An 18,386-nucleotide genomic window follows, 5' to 3' on the forward strand; every position below is an offset into this window, starting at 1 on the left:
GTGGCTAGCGGCTCAAGTTCCGATGGTGCCTAGCAATTTCATCGGCGGAGATCCTTGCTCATTGCACGGCAGGCGTCATCTGGCGTCATACGGCTGCTAGGTGTGCAGCTTCCAAATCGAGTAGGCGCTGGGGGTGTGAATAGATGTTGAAGCCATCCGAGCGCGCGAAACCGACAAGACAGATCCCTGCGGCCTTTGCGAGATCTATGGCTAAGGCTGTGGGTGCCGATACCGCTGCAACGATCGCCATGCCTGCATAGGCGGCCTTACTCACCATTTCGTAGCTAGCACGGCTAGATAGAAGCACGAGACCTTCGTTGGTTGAAGTCGATGAGCGCCTCATTGCACCAATGAGCTTATCTAGTGCGTTGTGCCTGCCCACGTCTTCGCGTACCACTTCGATAGCTCCGTCCGGGAGAACCCATGCTGCTGCGTGGGTTGAGCCGGCAGCCTCGTTCATTGGCTGTAGCCCTTTTAGCGAGGACAGTGCTACGCGTAGCGCCAAGGCGGAGTAGGTGGTGGGTCGGTCGATTGGCAAAGGCATTCTGAGCACTTGCTCCAGTCGACTAGCTCCACATAGCCCGCAACCGCTACGCCCGGGTAGGTTGCGGGTGGCGTCGTTGGGCATTGACACGATGGGCGCACTATCTGTGACTTCCATCGCCAGCTCAATGCCTTCCAGCGATGGCCTCACTTCAATCCGGAGAAGTTGGGAGGGATCAGAAATTGTTCCCTCCGTCATGGAAAAGCCCAGCGCAAAGTCTTCCAGATCCGTTGGGCTGGCCATCATCACCGAGAAAGGACTGTCGTTGTAGAGCATCGCGACAGGCACTTCTTCGGCAACGCTGTCCATGATTGAGCCGCGCTCGCCACCACGCCACCGAAGGGTTCTTCGATATGCGATGCCGCAGGGCTCGTTGGCAGGTACTGGGCTGGGCGCTTGCATGGAGATGAGGCCTGGCGGGGAGGGAAGCCGGTAACGATGATCTGGGCGTGCAGGGTCCCTCGGGTCGGGGACTTCTTAGTGGTTTGACAGTGCGGAGAGTATCCCAAGGCGTACACCCCGCTGCGGTCAAAATTTACAAATGTTCGCAGATGGACAGTTTGGCTGAGTTGATCCGACATTCTGTTCGAGGGGCTGTGGCCCGCCTGTCCGCTACATGTGCCTGTAGCTAGAAAACGCCCGATAAATTAGATAGTTACAATCGATGGCGGGTGGCGTGAAGACCTGTTCGTGGTGAGGGCCAGGATGAGCGCTTCGGGTCCGTTGAGGCACTCGTATCGGACACCAGTGCCTCGATTCGATCCCCGGCGTGTACGCCGGACGTCTTGTCTGGGCAGGGTGGACATACTGTCCGTGGAAGGGGAGGCCGTCGCGTGCTTAACTTTTCCCACTCCCAATTGCATGCTGCGAGTGCCTGTCATGTCAGAGCAGAAGATCCCCCGTTACAAAGCCTACGACCATCCTGCCGGTGGTTGGGGTGCCACCGGTGCAACCGCCAAGGTTCTGATGCAGCAGAGCGTCATTGCCAAGGGATCTAAAGCGCTTTTGTCGATGAATCAGCCTGGGGGATTCAAGTGCCCCAGTTGCGCTTTCCCGGATGCAGATCACACCAAGAAGCTGGAGTTCTGCGAAAACGGTGCGAAGGCCTTGGCATGGGAGGCAACCAAGCATCGCGCCACGCGTGAGTTCTTCGCGGAGCACACTGTCCAGGAGCTGATGGCGCAGTCCGACTATTGGCTGGAGATGCAGGGTCGATTGACCGAGCCGATGCGATATGACCCGGTATCCGACCATTACGTTCCTTGTAGCTGGGATGAGGCCTTCGCGCTGATCGGGCGACACCTGCAGGCCCTGTCCAGCCCGCATGAGGCTGAGTTCTACACCTCGGGGAGGACGCCGAACGAAGCCGCGTTCCTGTACTCGATCTTCGTGCGCGAGTTCGGAACCAACAACTTCCCGGACTGCTCGAACATGTGCCACGAGCCGACCAGCCGGGGGTTGCCGCCGGCAATTGGTGTCGGCAAGGGCACTATCGTGCTCGATGACTTTGAGCATGCTGAGGCCATCTTCGTCATCGGCCAGAACACAGGCACCAACTCACCACGAATGATGTCCAACTTGGTGGAGGCGCGGAAGCGTAATGCTCCAATTGTCGCGGTCAATCCTATGCCGGAACGTGCGCTGATTCGCTTTGCCGAGCCCCAGGACGTCGTGCAGATGGCCACGTTTGGCTCCACCGAGATTTCCAGTGAATTTGTACACATTCGCATCGGCGGTGACCTGGCCCTGATCAAGGGCATCATGAAGGCTATGTTCGAGCGGGAAGCGGCCGGCGAGTCTGTTCTCGATCACGAATTCCTGACCGAGCACACCTTGGGGCTGGAGGCATTGCGTGAAGAAGTGATGTCCCTGGAGTGGAGCCAGATCGTCCAAGTGTCCGGGATCAAGAAGGAGCAGATTCTGCGTTGTGCAGAGATCTACATCCGTTCCCGTGCGACCATTATCTGCTATGGCATGGGCCTGACCCAGCACCAGCAAGGATCTCGCCTTTTGCAGCAGGTTGCCAATCTGCTGATGCTGCGCGGCAACTTCGGAAAGCCCGGGGCGGGCATTGCTCCTATTCGCGGCCATTCCAACGTGCAAGGCGACCGTACCGTCGGCATTGATGAGAAGCCGACGCAACGCTACCTGGACCAAGTTCGCGACGTGTTCGGGTTCGAACCGCCGCGCGAACATGGGCACCATGTGGTTGAGTCTATTGAGGCGATGCTGGCTGGAACCGCCAAGGTCTTCATCGGCATGGGCGGGAACTTCATCCATGCTGTTCCTGATACCGAAATTGCCTACAGGGCAATGCGTGGTCTTGAGCTTACGGTTGGCATCGCCACCAAACTCAACCGTGGCCACCTAGTGCATGGCAAGGAGGCGCTGATCCTACCGGTGGTGGCGCGCTCGGAGTGGATCCATACCCCGCTGGGTGAGCAGTTTGTCACCATTGAGGATGCCATGTCGAATGTCACCGCATCCCGTGGAGTACTGGAGCCTGTGAGTGAACATGTTCTTCCGGAAGTTGAGATCGTGTGCCGCATGGCAATGGCAACACTGCCGGACAGCAAGGTCGACTGGGCAGCTTGCATGCACGATTACAACCATGTTCGTGAGCTGATCGCGGCGGTCTATCCCAGCATCTACGCAGACTTCAATGAACGGATCCAGGCGCCGCGTGGCTTCCACTTGGACATTCCGCCGCGCCGCCGTGAGTGGCCGACACCTAACGGGAAGGCCAATATTCTGGTGTTGCCGGGTCTTGAAGTGAACGACCTGGTCGAGGATCCCACTATGCTTCGGCTGGCCACGGTTCGCTCCCATGACCAGTACAACACGACAATCTACAGCTACAACGATCGCTATCGCGGTGTGTATAACGATCGAATGATCCTCTTCATGAACCTGGAAGATCGAGTAGCACGAGGGATTGGGAAGGAGGAACAGGTGAGCCTCGAGACGATCTCCAGTGATGGCGTCTGCCGGCGGGTCGATGGGTTGACTGTGCTTGACTATCCGATGCCGCGTGGCGCGATTGCGGGCTACTACCCTGAACTCAATCCACTGCTACCTCTGGATTACTTCGATCGCATCAGTGGTACCCCCGCGGCGAAGTCGATCCCGGTCAGGGTGGTCATTTCACAGTGATTGCGCCGGCATGTCGTAGGGAGGACTAAGAATGTCAGCCGAGCTCATTCGGGCGCCAGAGCCGGTAGGTGAGGGCGCACTGGCAGATCATCCCCGCCAACTCACCGACGGTTTCGGACGCAGCTTTCCGTACCTGCGCCTTTCGTTGACCGAAGCCTGCAACTTCCGTTGCAGCTACTGCCTGCCCGACGGCTACCAGGCCGATGGCCGCCCGCGCTTCCTGCAGGTGGAAGAAATCGCGCGCCTGGTGCGTGCGTTTGCCGCGCTGGGCATGAGCAAGATCCGCCTGACCGGCGGCGAGCCCAGCCTGCGCAAGGACCTGGATGAGATCATCGCCACCGTGGCGGCGGTGCCGGGCATCCGCAAGGTGGCCATCACCACCAATGGCACGTTGCTACCGCGGCGCCTGCCGGGCTGGCACCGCGCCGGCCTGACCGCGCTGAACGTGAGCATGGACAGCCTGCAGCGCGAACGTTTCAAGACCATCACCGGGCATGACCGCCTGCCGGAGATCGAACAGGGCCTGGCCCTGGCGCAGGCGCTGGGCCTGCCGGCGATCAAGCTCAATGCGGTGCTGCTGCGTGGCCTGAACGACGACGAGCTGCCGCAGTGGATGGACTACCTGCGTGACCGCCCCTTCAGCGTGCGCTTCATCGAACTGATGCGCACCGGCGACAACGAAGCCTATTTCCAGCGCCACCACCTGCGCGCCGACGTGGTGATCGAGCAGCTGCTGGCGGCTGGCTGGCACGAACGGCCGCGCGCCGCCGATGCCGGCCCGGCGCGTGAGTACAGCCACCCGGACCATCGCGGCACGGTGGGCATCATCGCCCCGTATTCGCGTGACTTCTGCAAGGGCTGCAACCGCCTGCGGGTGACCGCCAAGGGTGACCTGCGGCTGTGCCTGTTCGGCGAGTTCGGCGTGCCGCTGCGCCCGCTGCTGCAGAGCGACGATGACCATGACGCGCTGCTGGCACGCATTACCACGCAGCTTGGCCTGAAAGCGGCCGGGCATGGACTGCACCAGGGCCAGACCGGGCTGACCCCGCACCTGGCCTCCATCGGAGGATGAGCAACACGATGAGTGGGGAATTGAATGCGGCCTTCCATATGGCCGATGTCCGCGACAAGCGCATCACCCGCCGACGTGCGGTGGCGGTGGGCGAGCTGCATGCCGGTCCAGTGGCCTATCCGCTGATCGTCGAGCGCCGCCTGCCCAAGGGCGATGCGCTGGTGATGGCCGAGATTGCCGGCCTGCAGGGCGCCAAGATGGCCTCGATGCTGATGCCACTGTGCCACCCGCTGCCGCTGGAACTGGTGCAGGTGTTCTGCGCGCCGGTACCGGAACGGCAGGCGATCCGCGTGTGGTGCGAGTGCGCCAGCGAGGCGCGCACCGGCGTGGAGATGGAGGCACTGGCCGGCGTCAACGCGGCGCTGCTTACCCTGTACGACCTGAGCAAGCCGGTGGAACCGGCCCTGCGCATCGAAGGTATCCGCCTGCTGTTCAAGGAAGGCGGCAAGCGCGGTGTCTGGCTGCACCCCGACGGCATGGACGATGCCGAGCGCACGCGTTTCAAGCCGCGTGCGCCGAAGGGCCTGGAGGGCGCGGCCTGCGCGGTGATCACGCTGAGCGATCGCGCCAGCGACGGCACCTATGAGGATATCTCTGGCCCGACCCTGGTGACCGGCCTGAAAAAGCTGGGCGGCGAGGTGGTGGCCGCTGAGGTGTTGCCCGATGGCATCGAGCCATTGGCGGGTCGCCTGCAGGCCTTGGCCGCCGAGGGCGTGCGCCTGTGCCTGTGTACCGGTGGTACCGGACTGGGCCCGCGTGACCTGACCCCGGAGGCGCTCCGTTCCCTGAACGCGCGGCCGGTACATGGCCTGGCGCAGATGGTGCGCGCGCTGAGTGCACAGCACACGCCGATGGCCTGGCTGAGCCGCGCCGAGGTGGTGCAGCTGGGCAACATGCTGGTGTTCGCGCTGCCCGGCAGCCCGAAGGCGGCGGCGCAGTGCCTGGATATCCTGGCGCCGGTACTGGGCCACGCCCTGGCGATGGTCGAGGGGGATGGCCACTCATGATTCCCTATTGCGAAGCCTTGCAGCACCTGCTGGACGCGGCCACGCCGCTGCCGGCCGAGCGCGTGCCGCTGCATGAAGCCGGCGGCCGTACCCTGGCCAGTGACATCCACAGCGGGCAGTCGTTGCCGCCGTTCGACAATTCGGCGATGGACGGCTTTGCGCTGCGCGCCAACGGCGCGACGTTCGAGGCCGGTACCGAATTCGCGGTGCAGGGCTGGCAGGCAGCCGGCGATGCCGGCGCCGAAGGCGGCGAGGGTGCCTGGGAAATCATGACCGGAGCGCGCATGCCGGTTGGCCTGGATACGGTGGTGCCGGTCGAGAACGTGGAGATCCTCGCCAGCGAGGACGGCCGCCCGACCCGCATCGCGCTGACCGCGACGGTGAAGCCGGGCCAGAACGTGCGCCTGCGCGGCCAGGACGTGCGCGAGGGTGAGCGCGTGCTGTGCGCCGGCCAGGTGCTGGATATCAATGCCCGCACCCTGCTGCACGCCCTGGGCGTGGGTGAGGTGGCGGTGGTGGCGCGGCCGAGGGCGGCGGTGATCGCCACCGGCAAGGAACTGGTGACCGAGGCGGCGCAGGCGCTGGAATCGGGCCAGATCCGTGACAGCAATCGCCCCTACCTGGTGGGCCGCCTGCAGGCGGCCGGTGCCGAGGTGGTCTGGCAGGGCACGGTGGGCGACGACGTGGCCGCGTTCAATGCGGTGCTGGATGAAGCGCTGGCCGCTGGCGCGCAGCTGCTGATCAGTACCGGCGCGGTGTCGGCCGGCCGCTACGACTTCGTTCCCGATGCGCTGCGTGGCCGTGGTGCGCGCATCGTCTTCCATAAGGTGGCGATCCGCCCCGGCAAGCCGTTGTTGTTCGCGGTGTTGCCCAATGGCGCGCTGTACTTCGGCCTGCCCGGCAACCCGGTTTCGGCTGCCGTGGGCCAGCGCTTCTTCGTCGAGCCGGTACTGCGCCGCCTGCTGGGGCTTGCACCGGAACCGGTGTTGCGGCTGCCGCTGCAGGCCGACGTGCGCAAGCCGCCCGGTCTGCGCTTCCACGCGCGGGCGCGGGTGGAAATGGACGGGCAGGGGCGCCTGAGTGCGCGCGTACTGTCCGGGCAGGAGTCGTTCCGTTTGATGTCCATGCTGCAGGCCAACGCCTGGGTGGTGCTGGAGGCCGAGGGAGACCTGGCCAGCGCTGGCACCTTCGTGCGCGTGCAGGGCTGGGGTCACCACGAACCGGTGCAGCTGGTGAGCCAGGAGTCATGATGAAACAGGTGAATCTGCAGTTGTTCGGTGCGTTTTCCGATCTGGATGCCAGCCGCGAAATCGCCGTCGATGTGGCCGGTGGCACCGTGGCCGATCTGCGCCAGGCGCTGCGCGAGCTGCTGCCGGTGCGTTGGCCGGGTTTCCGCGCGGGCCTGCTGGACTACTCGGCGTTTGCCGACCAGCAACGCGTGCTGCGCGACCACGAGGCGCTGCCCGACGATGGCCGCGTGGCGATCCTGCCACCAGTGAGCGGGGGCTGAGCGATGAGCGAGAAGATCATCGCGACGGTGGTGGACCGCGCGCAGGCGGCGATCGATCCGGCCGAAGGCATCGCGGCGGTATCTGATCCGGGCTTCGGCGGCATCGACGTGTTCATCGGCAAGGTGCGCGACGTCAACATCGGCCGGCCGGTGACCGGGATCACGTACGACCTGTTCGAACCTTTGGTGCTGAACGAGTTCAAGCGCCTGGCGGCAGAGGTCGAGGCGACGTTCGGTCCGAAGCTGAAGCTGTATGTGGCCCACGCCAAGGGCCGGTTGGGCATTGGCGATGTGGCGGTGGTGGTGGCCGCCGGCAGCCCGCATCGAGACGAGGCATTCCGGGCCTGCCGGCAGTTGATCGAGGTGGTCAAGCACCAGTGCCCGATCTGGAAGCAGGAGCATTACGAGGACGGCGACAGCGAGTGGACCGAAGGCTGCAGTCTCTGCCATGCGGATAACGAACCCACGCAAGCTCATGACAATGCCCATGAATGTGCACACGATCACGAACATTCCCACTGACGGCATCGTGCTGGCCGGTGGTCTTTCCAGCCGGATGGGCCGTGACAAGGCGCTGCTACCGTGGCACGGGCGAACCCTGCTAGAGCACATGCGTGGCCTGCTGCGACAGGCAGGTGCGGAAAGGGTATGGGTGAGTGGCAACTACCCGGCCTTCGGTGGCATTCCTGATCGCGTGGCACGCTGCGGCCCGTTGGGCGGGCTCTACAGTGTGGCCATGTGCATGCCGGACGCTGCCGCTCTGGTGCTTCCGGTGGATACGCCCAATGTGACCCCGGCGTTACTACAACGGTTACGTGATGCGCCTTCGGCTGCCTGTGTGCTGTTTGCGGAAGAACCCCTGCCGATGCGGTTGCAGATTGATGACCATTGCCGGCATGTGTTGCGGGAATTGATCGAGAATCCGGCGGCGCACCGCTCGCTACACGCCCTGCGAGAACGCTTGGGCGCAATCGAGCTGCCACTGGCGGATAGCGAATACGACCAGCTACTCAACTGCAACACCTCAACCGAGCTCGAGTTCATTGCATCATGAAAGTCCAGCTACAGCGGCAGGCAGTTCGTCTGCGCGTTGATGAAGAGGAGCTAGCGCAGTTGCTGGCCGGCGAATCGGTGGAGAACCTGACGCGGTTCGGCGGCGATCGCGGCTGGGGCATGGTGCTATCACTGCATGCAGGGCAACAGGCGGTGCTTCTGGAGGGGAGCGAGTACTGCCGGTTGATGCTTCCTCGCGAAGCGGTTCAGTCCTTGGCATTACGTTTGCCCTGTCGTGATGGTCTGGGTTTTGGCATTGCGCTGGATGATGACATCTCGCTGCAGCTTCAATTCGATGTGGATGTACGAGACAGCCTGCGCCAACGAGGTCCGCACCGTCGTGCACCCTCTACCTAGCTCTGGGCGGGCCAGCTATGTAGCGCCTGCGATGCCAAGGATAGGCGGTGAAACCGATCTAAACCCAACCAAACGGGGAAACCAATGATGAAACGAGTTGGACTGTTGTTGCTGGGACTGCTGGCCACGGTGCCGGCCTTGGCGGCCGACCTGACGGTGTCGGCGGCATCGAGCTTGACCGAGAGCTTCCGCGAACTGGGCACCGCCTATGAGAAGGCACACCCGGGAACCAAGGTCGATTTCAACTTCGCCGCGTCCGGCGTGCTGCTGCAGCAGATCAGCCGCGGCGCGCCGGTGGATGTGTTCGCGTCGGCCGATGAAACCACGATGGACCAGGCCCAGCAGCAGGACCTGCTGGCGGCCGGCACCCGCGAGGTGTTCGCGGTGAACGCGCTGTGGGTGGTGGTGCCGCCGCAGGCCAAGGCTGCGCCGCGTACCTTGAAGGACCTGGCCGGTGCCGGTGTGCAGCGCATCGCACTGGGCAACCCGGACAGCGTGCCGGTCGGCCGCTATGCCAAGGGCGCGCTGGAAGCGGCGGGCCTGTGGCCGTCGGTGCAGGGCAAGACCATCACCACGCAGAACGTTCGCCAGTCGCTGGACTACGTGGCGCGCGGTGAAGTGGATGCCGGCTTCGTCTATGCCACCGATGCGCAGGCGATGCCTGATCGGGTGCGCCGTGCCTTCGCGGTGCCGGTGGCGGGGCGCATTGCCTATCCGTTGGCGGTGACCAAGGCCAGTGCGCAACCGGTTGAAGCCAAGCGCTTCACCACCTTCGTGCGTTCGGCACAGGGCCAGGCGATCCTGGCCAAGCATGGGTTCGGCAAGCCCTGAGGCATGGATCTCGACTGGAGCGCACTGTGGTTGTCGCTGAAGGTGGCCGGCTGGGCCACCGCGATCAATCTGGTGCTGGGCGTGGCACTGGGCGCGCTGCTGGCACGTCGGCGATTTCCTGGCCGTGAGCTGCTGGATTCGCTGCTGACCCTGCCGATGGTGCTGCCGCCGACCGTGCTGGGGTATTACCTGCTGGTGCTGATCGGCCGCAACGGCCCGATCGGCGCGTGGCTGCAGTCGTGGTTCGGCATCAACCTGGTGTTCACCTGGCAGGCGGCGGTGATCGCTGCGGCGGTGGCCTCGCTGCCGCTGGTGTTCAAGCCGGCACGCGCGGCGTTCGAGGAAGTGGATGGACAGTTGGAGCAGGCCGCACGCACGCTCGGTGTGTCCGAAGCAGCGGTGTTCTTCCGCATCACGCTGCCGCTGGCGTGGCGCGGCATCCTCGCCGGCCTGCTGCTGGCGTTTGCACGCGCGATGGGCGAGTTCGGCGCGACGCTGATGGTGGCGGGCAGCATTCCCGGCCGCACGCAGACGCTGTCGATCGCCATCTACGAAGCGGTGCAGGCCGGCCAGGACGGCAAGGCCAATGCGCTGGTGATCCTGACCTCGGTGGTGTGCATCGTGATCCTGCTGCTGGCCGCGCGGCTGGTGGGCGGACGTCGCCGGGAGCTGCGTGATGTGGCTTGACCTGCAGGTGCAGCGTCGCCTGCAGGCGGCCGGCCAGGATTTCGTATTGGACGTGTCGCTGCAGTGCACGCAGCGGCAGGTGGTGCTGTTCGGGCCCTCGGGCGCGGGCAAGAGCCTGACCCTGAAGGCGGTGGCCGGGCTGCTGAGGCCGGGCCAGGGTCATGTGCGCCTACAGGGGCAGACCCTGTTCGATGCGGCCACCGGTGTGGATCTGCCGCCGCAGCACCGCCGGCTGGGCTACGTGTTCCAGGATTACGCGCTGTTCCCACACCTGAGCGTGCGCCAGAACGTGGCGTTCGGTCTGCAGAAGGGCTGGTTGAATCCGCGGGTCGGCCAGCGCTTCGATGCGGTGGAGCAGTGGTTGCACGCATTCCGCATCGATACGGTGGGTGATCTGCTGCCCTCGCAGGTGTCCGGCGGCCAGCGCCAGCGTACCGCCTTGGCACGCGCCTTGGTGACGCAGCCGCAGGCGCTGCTGCTGGATGAACCGTTCTCCGCGCTGGACCAGGATCTTCGCCAGCACTTGCGGCAGGAGCTGGAGGCCGTGCTGGACGGGGCCGGTATTCCACTGCTGCTGATCAGCCATGATCCCAACGACATTGAGATATTTGGGGGCCAGATCGCCTGCATCGAAAATGGGCGACTGATCTCTCCTCCCGGCTCGCGTCAGAGGCCGACCCGTCAGCCCCGCCTTCTACCATCCTTAGTCGGCTCCCCAACAAGCCCGGGTCTTGAGGGGAAGAGCAACCATCAGTCAGTCGGAGACTCAGAGAGTCCAAAGCCACGATACATCTGCCCGCGAGCCGCGCAAATGGGAGACGACCCTGGTGCATAGGCATCTCTATGCCGGTAGGCGAGCGGTAGGGCCTGGACCTTCTTGCAAGGCGGATCGACTCGCCCGCGCTTGGCCGCGCTGCGTGGCTCCGGCCGAGGCGGGGACAACGCGCACCCAGCGCTTCCCATATGGCCGAATTGGCGTAATGATCCGCTCGAAGGGAGCGAGACTTCTCCAGCCTCCCGTGGCGACCGACCGCCGAGGGGCTTGGAGGGGCACGGAGGCCATTGGCGCTCTGGGCAATATGGCGAGGAGCCCCCGGTCCGTTTGGCCACCAAGAGGTCGATACTAGGCTCGTAGGGCAAGAGTTCCGGATTGGCATATGACTGAGGTCGACAGCATTGAACGTCTCAGACTGGCCTTTGGTGCACAACGTCCTACGTCGTGAGAGGGGGTGTTTTGTTCGATATGTCACCCGTCATCTAGCGGTCGAAAGATCGAAATGAACTCGAACACGAATCGACGGAACTAGCCACGCTTCAATTGTACTGAGGGAAACATGACGCCAAAGAGCGCCAACCAATCTTCCGAAGAGCGCGCAAACGGCGATCTTGCATGGCCGGACCTTGCGCGCTCATCGATACTGATCGTTGACGACGAACCTGGCATGCGTAGCTTCTTGGTTCGTGCCTTGCGACCGCGATGCAAAGTTGTGGAAGCTGCAGCTGACACCATTGAAGCGGAGCAGCATCTGACGGAGCGCCACTTTGACATCGTGATTGTGGACAACGTGTTGCCAGGGAAGAGTGGCATCGCGTGGCTGGAGGACCAGCGCAGGGGAGGGGTCTTGGCCGACTTCATTCTGATTACTGCGTACGCAGACTTGGATTCCGCTATCGGCGCTATCCGCGCGGGAGCGGCTGATTTTCTTCTCAAGCCTTTCAGAACCAATCAGTTGCTGGCCGCTATATCGCGCTGCCTGGAACGCGGTCGCCTACGGCGGGAGAATGCCATTCTCCGTCACGAGCTACATGGCTCCGGTGCACCAGCTGCGCTTCGAGACAGGCTCACAGGTAGCTCGCGTGCGATTCAGGCCACCAAGGATCTGATCGCGAAGGTCGCACCACTGCCCAGTAGCGTGCTGTTCACTGGAGAATCCGGCTCTGGAAAGGAGGTTGCCGCAAGATCGCTGCACGCGTTGTCCGCACGGGCATCTCATCCTTTCATTCCAATAAATTGTGCAGCTGTTCCCAGCGAGTTGATTGACGTTGAACTGTTCGGGAGTCTCAAAGGAACGTTCAGTGGAGCGAACTCGTCTCGCCAAGGACTGGTCGCCTATGCAGAAGGCGGAACATTGCTGTTTGACGAAGTCGCTGATCTTCCCTTGGCTCTCCAAGGAAAGCTGCTAAGGATGCTTGAAGATAGACGGATACGACCAGTTGGCGCAGATCGGGAGATTCCGATCGATGTCAGATTCATCTTCTCAACCAACAAGAATTTGGTTGCGGAAGTGAAGAATGGAACATTCCGGTCGGATCTCTACTATCGCATCAACGTTCTCGAGGTGTCGCTTCCTCGCCTTCATGACCGCGGCGCTGATGTGTTGGAGCTGGCGGCGGGCTTCATGCGTGAGCTGGGGCTGCAGCTTGGCCTTCAACCGATTCCGATCGACGAAAGGATCCGGGCATATCTTCAGAGCTACTCGTGGCCCGGGAACGTCCGCGAGCTTCACAACTACGTTGAGCGTAGCCTGATACTCGGACACTTTCCGACTCAGCTTGAGCGGTTGGAGTCACTCTCTGACCCACGAAGCCGGCTGCTCTCGGAGGTCGAGCGCAGGCACATCCTTGCAGTGCTTCGTGAGACTGGCGGAGATCGCGAAAGAGCGGCCACGATCTTGGGCATATCGCGAAAGACGATTGATCGTAAGTGCTCCAGTTGGAATGTATCAGCCTAGGAATCTGCAATGAACCGAGCGCGCTCAGTTCGCTTCCGCCTGCTTCTAATCGCGATCCTTCCAATGTTTGTGATCCTGCCGGCTATCGTCGGCGGACTCATCTACCAATGGGATTTGCGCTTCGACCGACTGCTCGCCTCGAAGGTTGGCGGGGACCTGAAAGTTGCGGGACAGTACATGAACCAGCTGCTCGTCAACGACCGCGCGACGCTGGCTGCGATTGCTGATTCGCAGAGCTTCCATGGCGTCATTAGCCAGGGGGTCAACAAGAATGCAGAGCTTGGCAGCCTACTAGCGTCGAAAGCCCAAGGTGGTTCACTAGACTTCATCGCACTGTTGGATTCAAACGGTCGCTTGTTGGCTAGTAGTGAGCCGGCCTCGCCAGCTGAGCTTGACTTGGACTGGTCAGTCATCGAAAAGGCCCTGAAGGGAGCGTCCAGCGTGGAGGTGGGGGTGGTAAGCCGGGACGATCTGATGGAGATCTCCCCAAAGCTCGCCGCACGGGCCGAGGTCATTCGTCCGCATAACGCAAGGAATCCTGTCGATTCGGCCCAGAGTGAGAAGCGGGGCCTAATGATTCAAGCTGCAACGCCGGTTGCACTTCCAAACAATCAGGTTGGCGTCTTGATTGCGGGTACTCTGCTGAACCACAACACCGAGTTCATCAAGCAGATCACTGATCTTGTCTACCGAGATAAGGCCCTGCGTACTGGCGCAACAGGGATAGCCTCCATCTTCCTTGGTGATACCCGCATCAGCACCAACGCGTTGTTGGCGGGAGGGAACCCAGCGTCGGGGACACGGGTGTCTTCTGAAGTGGCCGAGGCCGTGCTGGGCCAGGGAAAGACCTGGCAGGCGAGAGCCTACGTAGTCAATGATTGGTACATTGCCGGCTATATGCCCATTCTCAATGGCCGGGGCGTACCTATTGGTATGCTCTTCGTGGGCTTTCTGGAGGAGCCATTCACCACCGCCCGTCGAAATTCCATCGGAGCGATCGTGTTCGGTTGCCTCCTTGTTGCAGTCATCACCGTACCCCTTTTTCTGTACATCGCTCGCGGCGTGTTCAAGCCACTTGAGCGGATGGATCAGGCAATTGGACGGGTCAAGGCGGGCGACCGCAGTGCTCGCTCCGGAGCAGGGGCATCCAATGATGAAATCGGACGTGTCGCTTCGCACTTGGACCAGCTGCTCTGTCAGCTGGAAGAGAAGGAACGGCAGCTGGTCGCCTGGAACGAGGAGCTCAATTCCAGGGTAGAGGAGCGAACTGCTGGTCTCGCACTAGCCAATAGACGGTTGGAAGAGACGACCCAGCACCTGATTGTCACTGAGAAGCTGGCAACAATTGGCGAGATCGCAGCAGGAATAGCGCACGAGATCAACAATCCGCTTGCCGTCATGCAGGGGAACCTCGAGCTTCTGCGTGACTCGATCAGGGAGCCCGAGGGTCAAGGGTTTGGAGAAGAGATTGACCTCATTGAGCATCAAATTGGGCGTATCAGCACCATTGTTTCCAAGTTGCTGCAGTTCTCCAAGCCCAGTGAGTACTCCGGTCATAGTGAGCTGTTAGAGCCTGCCACGCTGATGTTGGAGACGCTGCCCCTGATTCAACACCTCATCAAGCGCCATCCCGTGAAGATAGAGAAGAACTTCCTGTCCACACGGCTCGTAACGGGCAATCGGGGCGAGCTGCAGCAAATTCTTGTGAACCTCCTGATCAATGCAATCTATGTCATGCAGAAGGGCGGAACGCTGGGATTGGCGACGTTGGACGTTGACGACGTTCATGGTCACCCTGGCGTCGCTTTGCGAGTCTCAGATACTGGAAGCGGCATTCCTCAGGACATTCTGGTCCGAATTTTTGAGCCATTCTTTACGACCAAACATCGTCAAGGTACTGGGCTGGGTCTTTCCATCAGTCAGATGCTTGCCAACCGCCACGGTGGCAGCCTGTCGGTAGTGAGAACCGGCCTGACAGGGACGGTCATTGAACTATGGATGCCCGAGGCTGCCGACGATGAACTGCTTTAGACCTGCTGTAGCAGTGTCATGCGAACGGCGTGATGTCATTCGCATTTCGAACTCAAGTGGAAGGAATTTGTTGCCTAGGCGTATCGACGCCAGCAGTCGATCAATGAATCAGAGGTTGGCATGACACACCGTCTCCCAGATGTTGAAACGAGAATGCGAAGGCAGCCGACGTTGTGGGACGTTGCGTTTGCCGTCAGGGGTACCATCCTGCCCAGGATCGCATTGCATCTACTACTGATTAGCATTGTGACCGCAGGAGCGGTGCTCGCATCAACGGAGCATCCAGGAATCTTTGCTCGCTTCAGTGCCGTTCCGTTCACGCTCATTGGTATCGCACTTTCCGTATTCATGAGCTTTCGAAACAACGCTTGCTACTCCAGATGGTGGGAGGCGAGGCACCTTTGGGGTGACCTGGTCATAGCGTGTCGCTCAATAGCCAGGCAGACGTCCCTGCTGGATCCAAACAGCCGAGCACAGATCCTGCGAGGCCTGTGTGGCTTCAGTGCTGGCCTCTATTCTCGACTGCGCCGGGCCGACGAAGCCCATGCGATCGCACCTTGGTGGGATATTGGCAAGGCATCACAAGGCCCGAATCCGACGGACGCTGTGCTCCAGGGCATTGGCTTGAAGCTTGCCCATCTGGCTCATGAGGGAAGGATCGACTCGATTCAGTACTCGGTGATGGATAAGCAGCTTGCCAACTTGGCTCGTATCCAGGGGGGGTGCGAGAGGATACTCAATACTCCGATTCCATTCTCGTATTCGCTGCTGCTTCACCGGACTGCGATCGTATTCTGCACAACACTTCCTTTTGCGCTGGCAGGAACATTGGGGTGGTGGACCTTTTTACCGGTGCTCATTGTGGCGTACACGTTTTTTGGTCTCGATGCGCTGGGCCGTCAGCTGGAGGAGCCATTCAGTTCCGCGCCGAACGCGCTCCCGATCTACTCAATGCAGAGGACGATCGAGACAGAGCTAATGTCAACGCTGGCTCTGACTGCGGTCGATCAGGAGTCGGTACAGCAGCCAGGTAGGGAGGAGTGAGGCGTGAGCGGAGGGCGGCGGGTGCACTTCTGAGGCCGCTCCGGCATGTAACGACATGCCAGCTCACGCCCTAGCGCTAGTCAGGCATGGGTTGCCAGGCTCACCTGAAAGGAACTCGCCCAAAGATAGCATTCGTACAGCCCCCTTGGTTCCGCTCGCACATATGGGATGGAGTCTGTGAGACGGGAATAGTTCCTCTAACGATCAAGAATGAGCCAGTAGGAGCGTAAGTGATGTCAACAGATATGTTCGTAATGCATTCGGATCATACGCCGGCCGGGGATCAACCCGAAGCGATTGCCAGGCTAATTGCTGGCATCGAGGAGGGAGCAACACATCAGACCTTGAAGGGAATTACAGGGTCAGGGAAGACCTTCACGATGGCCAATGTGATCCATCGGCTGAAGCGACCCACGCTCATTCTTGCGCCAAACAAGACGTTGACTGCTCAGCTCTACGGGGAGATGAAGGCGCTGTTCCCCGAGAACGCCGTGGAGTATTTCGTTTCCTACTACGACTTCTTCCAGCCAGAGGTCTATATCCCAGGTAGCGATCGTTACATCCAGAAAGACTCAGCCATCAATGATCACCTTGAGAGGCTTCGACTATCGACTACGAAGTCTCTGATTGAGCGTAGAGACGTGATTGTTGTCGCTTCGGTGTCCTCAATCTATGGACTGGGAGACCCACAGAGCTACCGGGATCTGCAGGTTGAGCTTGCGCTTGGAATCGAACTGGATCAGAGGGACTTCCTGCGTCGGCTTGCATCGCTTCAGTACGACAGGACTGAGCGGACCCTGAAGCGTGGCACGTTCCGTGTGTCTGGCGATGTGGTCGATATTTTTCCCGCCGACTCTGAGTACAAGGCAATTAGAGTAGAGCTCACGGACGAGGGGAGAGTGCAGTCGCTCACCTGGATTGATGCGGTTACAGGGAAGAAGCTTGGCGATGAGACGCGCTACCTCGTTTCTCCAAAGACACTCTTCGCAAGCCCCAAAACAGAAATCAATGAGGCTACGAAGGCCATCCTCAAGGATTTGGAGGCCAGGGTGACGGAGCTCAACGCATCTGGTCGAATCGTTGAGGCAAATAGGCTTTACGAGAAGATCACGAACGACGTGGAGATGATGAGGGAGCTGGGATATTGCTCTGGCATGGAGAACTACTCCAGTTACCTGAACTCGAAGCCTTCAGGAGCTAGGCCGACGACACTCATGGACTACCTCCCGAAGGATGGCCTGCTATTTGTTGATGAGTCGCACGTCATGGTTCCTCAGATCGAGGCGATGTTCAGGAGCGATCAGAGCAGGAAGGATACTCTAATCGAGTACGGGTTCCGTCTACCTTCGGCGATGAACAACAGACCGCTTAGCTTCTCTGAGTTTGAAGCCATCAAGCCCCAGACGATCTTCGTTTCGGCTACGCCTGGCGCCTATGAGATTGGGAGATCCAAGGGAAGATTGATTGACCAGCTCATCAGGCCCACTGGCTTGCTCGATCCGCTGGTAGAGGTGAGGCCGAGGGAGGGCTACAGGCACGATCTTCTGTCAGAGATCGCCCGTTGTGTACGAGAGGGCGACAGGGTCTTGGTGACCACGCTGACAAAGGTGTCTGCTGAGGAGCTGTGCGAGTTCCTCGAGGATCAAGGGGTGCGTGCGAAGTACATGCACTCGGATATCAAGGCAGAGGATCGAGTTGAGATCATCAATGGGCTGAGGGCCGGCGAGTTCGATGTGCTAGTGGGTATCAGCCTGCTGAGAGAGGGGCTCGATATTCCTGAGGCCTCTCTGGTCGCTATCGTTGATGCGGACCAGGCGGGCTTCCTTCGGTCGAGCCAGGCCCTCATTCAGATGATTGGACGAGCCGCAAGAAACTCGCGCGGTAAGGCGATCATGTATGCCGATACGATCACTAGTGCGATGCGGCAGGCCATTTCTGAGACTGATGACAGGCGACAGCATCAGATCGCGTTCAATGAGGAGTTCGGCATCACCCCGTCAACGTCTCGCGGAATGTTGGGATCAACAGAGGCTCGACCTGACCGGTCGCAAGCCCATTCAGCGGAGTTCTGCGCCAACCTAAAAGACCTCTGTGATCGAATTACATCAAAGGAGCGACAGCTTCTGGAGCTCTCTGATGCCGGGGACGAGGAGGAGATCGAGTTCGTCAGGCTGGAGCTAGACAAGCTATACCGCCAATTCATCTACATGTAACCACTCTTTCGAGTGGTGGGGCGTGGCTCCTACAGGAGCCCGCCTTTTGTGGTGTGGGGGTGGGGCGGGAGGGGTCTGTCACTGGCCTCTGGCGGCGGCTCGAAATCAGGCGCAGACTCAGTTGACGGAGTTAAAGACCCTCGCAGATTGCT

Annotated in this window: 15 protein-coding genes and 1 pseudogene; 15 read left to right on the plus strand and 1 reads right to left on the minus strand. The window is 61.0% G+C overall.

Annotated elements, in window-relative coordinates; all coding sequences use genetic code 11:
• Positions 1-85 precede the first annotated feature (85 nt).
• Entirely contained in the window at positions 86-946 is an 861-nt protein-coding gene (gene fdhD, locus AC5P7R_RS17645; RefSeq protein WP_026070516.1) for a formate dehydrogenase accessory sulfurtransferase FdhD, read from the minus strand.
• A gap of 477 nt (positions 947-1,423) precedes the next feature.
• Here fdhD and AC5P7R_RS17650 point away from each other — a divergent pair, with 477 nt between their 5' ends.
• The 15 genes and pseudogenes from AC5P7R_RS17650 to uvrB all read left to right on the plus strand — a co-directional run bounded on the left by AC5P7R_RS17650 (position 1,424) and on the right by uvrB (position 18,234).
• The gene (locus tag AC5P7R_RS17650) at positions 1,424-3,697 is read left to right on the plus strand and encodes an FdhF/YdeP family oxidoreductase (protein ID WP_495214111.1); all 2,274 of its coding nucleotides are present in this window, start codon (positions 1,424-1,426) and stop codon (positions 3,695-3,697) included.
• Positions 3,698-3,728: 31 nt separating this feature from the next.
• Positions 3,729-4,769, plus strand: coding sequence for a GTP 3',8-cyclase MoaA (gene moaA / locus AC5P7R_RS17655; protein WP_017354497.1), 1,041 nt, complete (start codon positions 3,729-3,731; stop codon positions 4,767-4,769).
• 8 nt (positions 4,770-4,777) lie between these two features.
• Positions 4,778-5,776 carry a bifunctional molybdenum cofactor biosynthesis protein MoaC/MoaB gene (gene moaCB / locus AC5P7R_RS17660; protein ID WP_026070513.1) on the plus strand — a complete coding sequence of 333 codons (999 nt, stop codon included), beginning with the start codon at positions 4,778-4,780 and terminating at the stop codon, positions 5,774-5,776.
• On the plus strand, positions 5,773-7,026 hold the full coding sequence (locus AC5P7R_RS17665; RefSeq protein WP_017354495.1) for a molybdopterin molybdotransferase MoeA: 1,254 nt from the start codon (positions 5,773-5,775) through the stop codon (positions 7,024-7,026). Before moaCB ends, AC5P7R_RS17665 begins: the two co-directional genes overlap by 4 nt.
• Entirely contained in the window at positions 7,026-7,286 is a 261-nt protein-coding gene (locus AC5P7R_RS17670) for a MoaD/ThiS family protein (protein ID WP_017354494.1), read from the plus strand. Before AC5P7R_RS17665 ends, AC5P7R_RS17670 begins: the two co-directional genes overlap by 1 nt.
• 3 nt (positions 7,287-7,289) lie before the next feature.
• On the plus strand, positions 7,290-7,808 hold the full coding sequence (locus AC5P7R_RS17675) for a molybdenum cofactor biosynthesis protein MoaE (protein WP_017354493.1): 519 nt from the start codon (positions 7,290-7,292) through the stop codon (positions 7,806-7,808).
• Entirely contained in the window at positions 7,774-8,340 is a 567-nt protein-coding gene (gene mobA, locus AC5P7R_RS17680; protein WP_026070512.1) for a molybdenum cofactor guanylyltransferase, read from the plus strand. Before AC5P7R_RS17675 ends, mobA begins: the two co-directional genes overlap by 35 nt.
• Positions 8,337-8,696, plus strand: coding sequence for a hypothetical protein (locus AC5P7R_RS17685; protein WP_017354491.1), 360 nt, complete (start codon positions 8,337-8,339; stop codon positions 8,694-8,696). The genes mobA and AC5P7R_RS17685 overlap by 4 nt, the downstream gene beginning before the upstream one ends.
• A gap of 87 nt (positions 8,697-8,783) precedes the next feature.
• Positions 8,784-9,527, plus strand: a complete 744-nt coding sequence (gene modA, locus AC5P7R_RS17690) for a molybdate ABC transporter substrate-binding protein (protein ID WP_026070511.1) — start codon at positions 8,784-8,786, stop codon at positions 9,525-9,527.
• Between the two features lie 3 nt (positions 9,528-9,530).
• The gene (modB, locus tag AC5P7R_RS17695; RefSeq protein ID WP_005413347.1) at positions 9,531-10,214 is read left to right on the plus strand and encodes a molybdate ABC transporter permease subunit; all 684 of its coding nucleotides are present in this window, start codon (positions 9,531-9,533) and stop codon (positions 10,212-10,214) included.
• Positions 10,204-10,863 (plus strand): annotated as a pseudogene (locus tag AC5P7R_RS17700) (ATP-binding cassette domain-containing protein); the annotation flags it as partial. The gene modB and the pseudogene AC5P7R_RS17700, both read left to right, overlap by 11 nt.
• 685 nt (positions 10,864-11,548) lie before the next feature.
• On the plus strand, positions 11,549-12,946 hold the full coding sequence (locus AC5P7R_RS17705) for a sigma-54-dependent transcriptional regulator (protein ID WP_026070510.1): 1,398 nt from the start codon (positions 11,549-11,551) through the stop codon (positions 12,944-12,946).
• A gap of 9 nt (positions 12,947-12,955) precedes the next feature.
• On the plus strand, positions 12,956-14,977 hold the full coding sequence (locus AC5P7R_RS17710; protein ID WP_197656299.1) for a cache domain-containing protein: 2,022 nt from the start codon (positions 12,956-12,958) through the stop codon (positions 14,975-14,977).
• A gap of 120 nt (positions 14,978-15,097) precedes the next feature.
• On the plus strand, positions 15,098-16,021 hold the full coding sequence (locus AC5P7R_RS17715) for a bestrophin family protein (protein ID WP_227832955.1): 924 nt from the start codon (positions 15,098-15,100) through the stop codon (positions 16,019-16,021).
• 233 nt (positions 16,022-16,254) lie between these two features.
• The gene (gene uvrB, locus AC5P7R_RS17720) at positions 16,255-18,234 is read left to right on the plus strand and encodes an excinuclease ABC subunit UvrB (protein WP_017354485.1); all 1,980 of its coding nucleotides are present in this window, start codon (positions 16,255-16,257) and stop codon (positions 18,232-18,234) included.
• Positions 18,235-18,386: the final 152 nt, after the last annotated feature.

This window comes from Stenotrophomonas sp. YJH_SMC_27, from assembly GCF_059369815.1.

Bases quoted from the DNA above. Each gene is read 5' to 3' on its own strand.
- modB (WP_005413347.1), top strand. From the start codon at position 9,531: ATGGATCTCGACTGGAGCGCACTGTGGTTGTCGCTGAAGGTGGCCGGC.
- AC5P7R_RS17705 (WP_026070510.1), top strand. From the start codon at position 11,549: ATGACGCCAAAGAGCGCCAACCAATCTTCCGAAGAGCGCGCAAACGGC.
- AC5P7R_RS17670 (WP_017354494.1), top strand. From the start codon at position 7,026: ATGAAACAGGTGAATCTGCAGTTGTTCGGTGCGTTTTCCGATCTGGAT.
- AC5P7R_RS17710 (WP_197656299.1), top strand. From the start codon at position 12,956: ATGAACCGAGCGCGCTCAGTTCGCTTCCGCCTGCTTCTAATCGCGATC.
- AC5P7R_RS17665 (WP_017354495.1), top strand. From the start codon at position 5,773: ATGATTCCCTATTGCGAAGCCTTGCAGCACCTGCTGGACGCGGCCACG.
- AC5P7R_RS17650 (WP_495214111.1), top strand. From the start codon at position 1,424: ATGTCAGAGCAGAAGATCCCCCGTTACAAAGCCTACGACCATCCTGCC.
- mobA (WP_026070512.1), top strand. From the start codon at position 7,774: ATGAATGTGCACACGATCACGAACATTCCCACTGACGGCATCGTGCTG.
- AC5P7R_RS17715 (WP_227832955.1), top strand. From the start codon at position 15,098: ATGACACACCGTCTCCCAGATGTTGAAACGAGAATGCGAAGGCAGCCG.
- moaA (WP_017354497.1), top strand. From the start codon at position 3,729: ATGTCAGCCGAGCTCATTCGGGCGCCAGAGCCGGTAGGTGAGGGCGCA.
- uvrB (WP_017354485.1), top strand. From the start codon at position 16,255: ATGTCAACAGATATGTTCGTAATGCATTCGGATCATACGCCGGCCGGG.
- AC5P7R_RS17685 (WP_017354491.1), top strand. From the start codon at position 8,337: ATGAAAGTCCAGCTACAGCGGCAGGCAGTTCGTCTGCGCGTTGATGAA.
- modA (WP_026070511.1), top strand. From the start codon at position 8,784: ATGAAACGAGTTGGACTGTTGTTGCTGGGACTGCTGGCCACGGTGCCG.
- fdhD (WP_026070516.1), bottom strand. From the start codon at position 946: ATGCAAGCGCCCAGCCCAGTACCTGCCAACGAGCCCTGCGGCATCGCA.
- AC5P7R_RS17675 (WP_017354493.1), top strand. From the start codon at position 7,290: ATGAGCGAGAAGATCATCGCGACGGTGGTGGACCGCGCGCAGGCGGCG.
- moaCB (WP_026070513.1), top strand. From the start codon at position 4,778: ATGAGTGGGGAATTGAATGCGGCCTTCCATATGGCCGATGTCCGCGAC.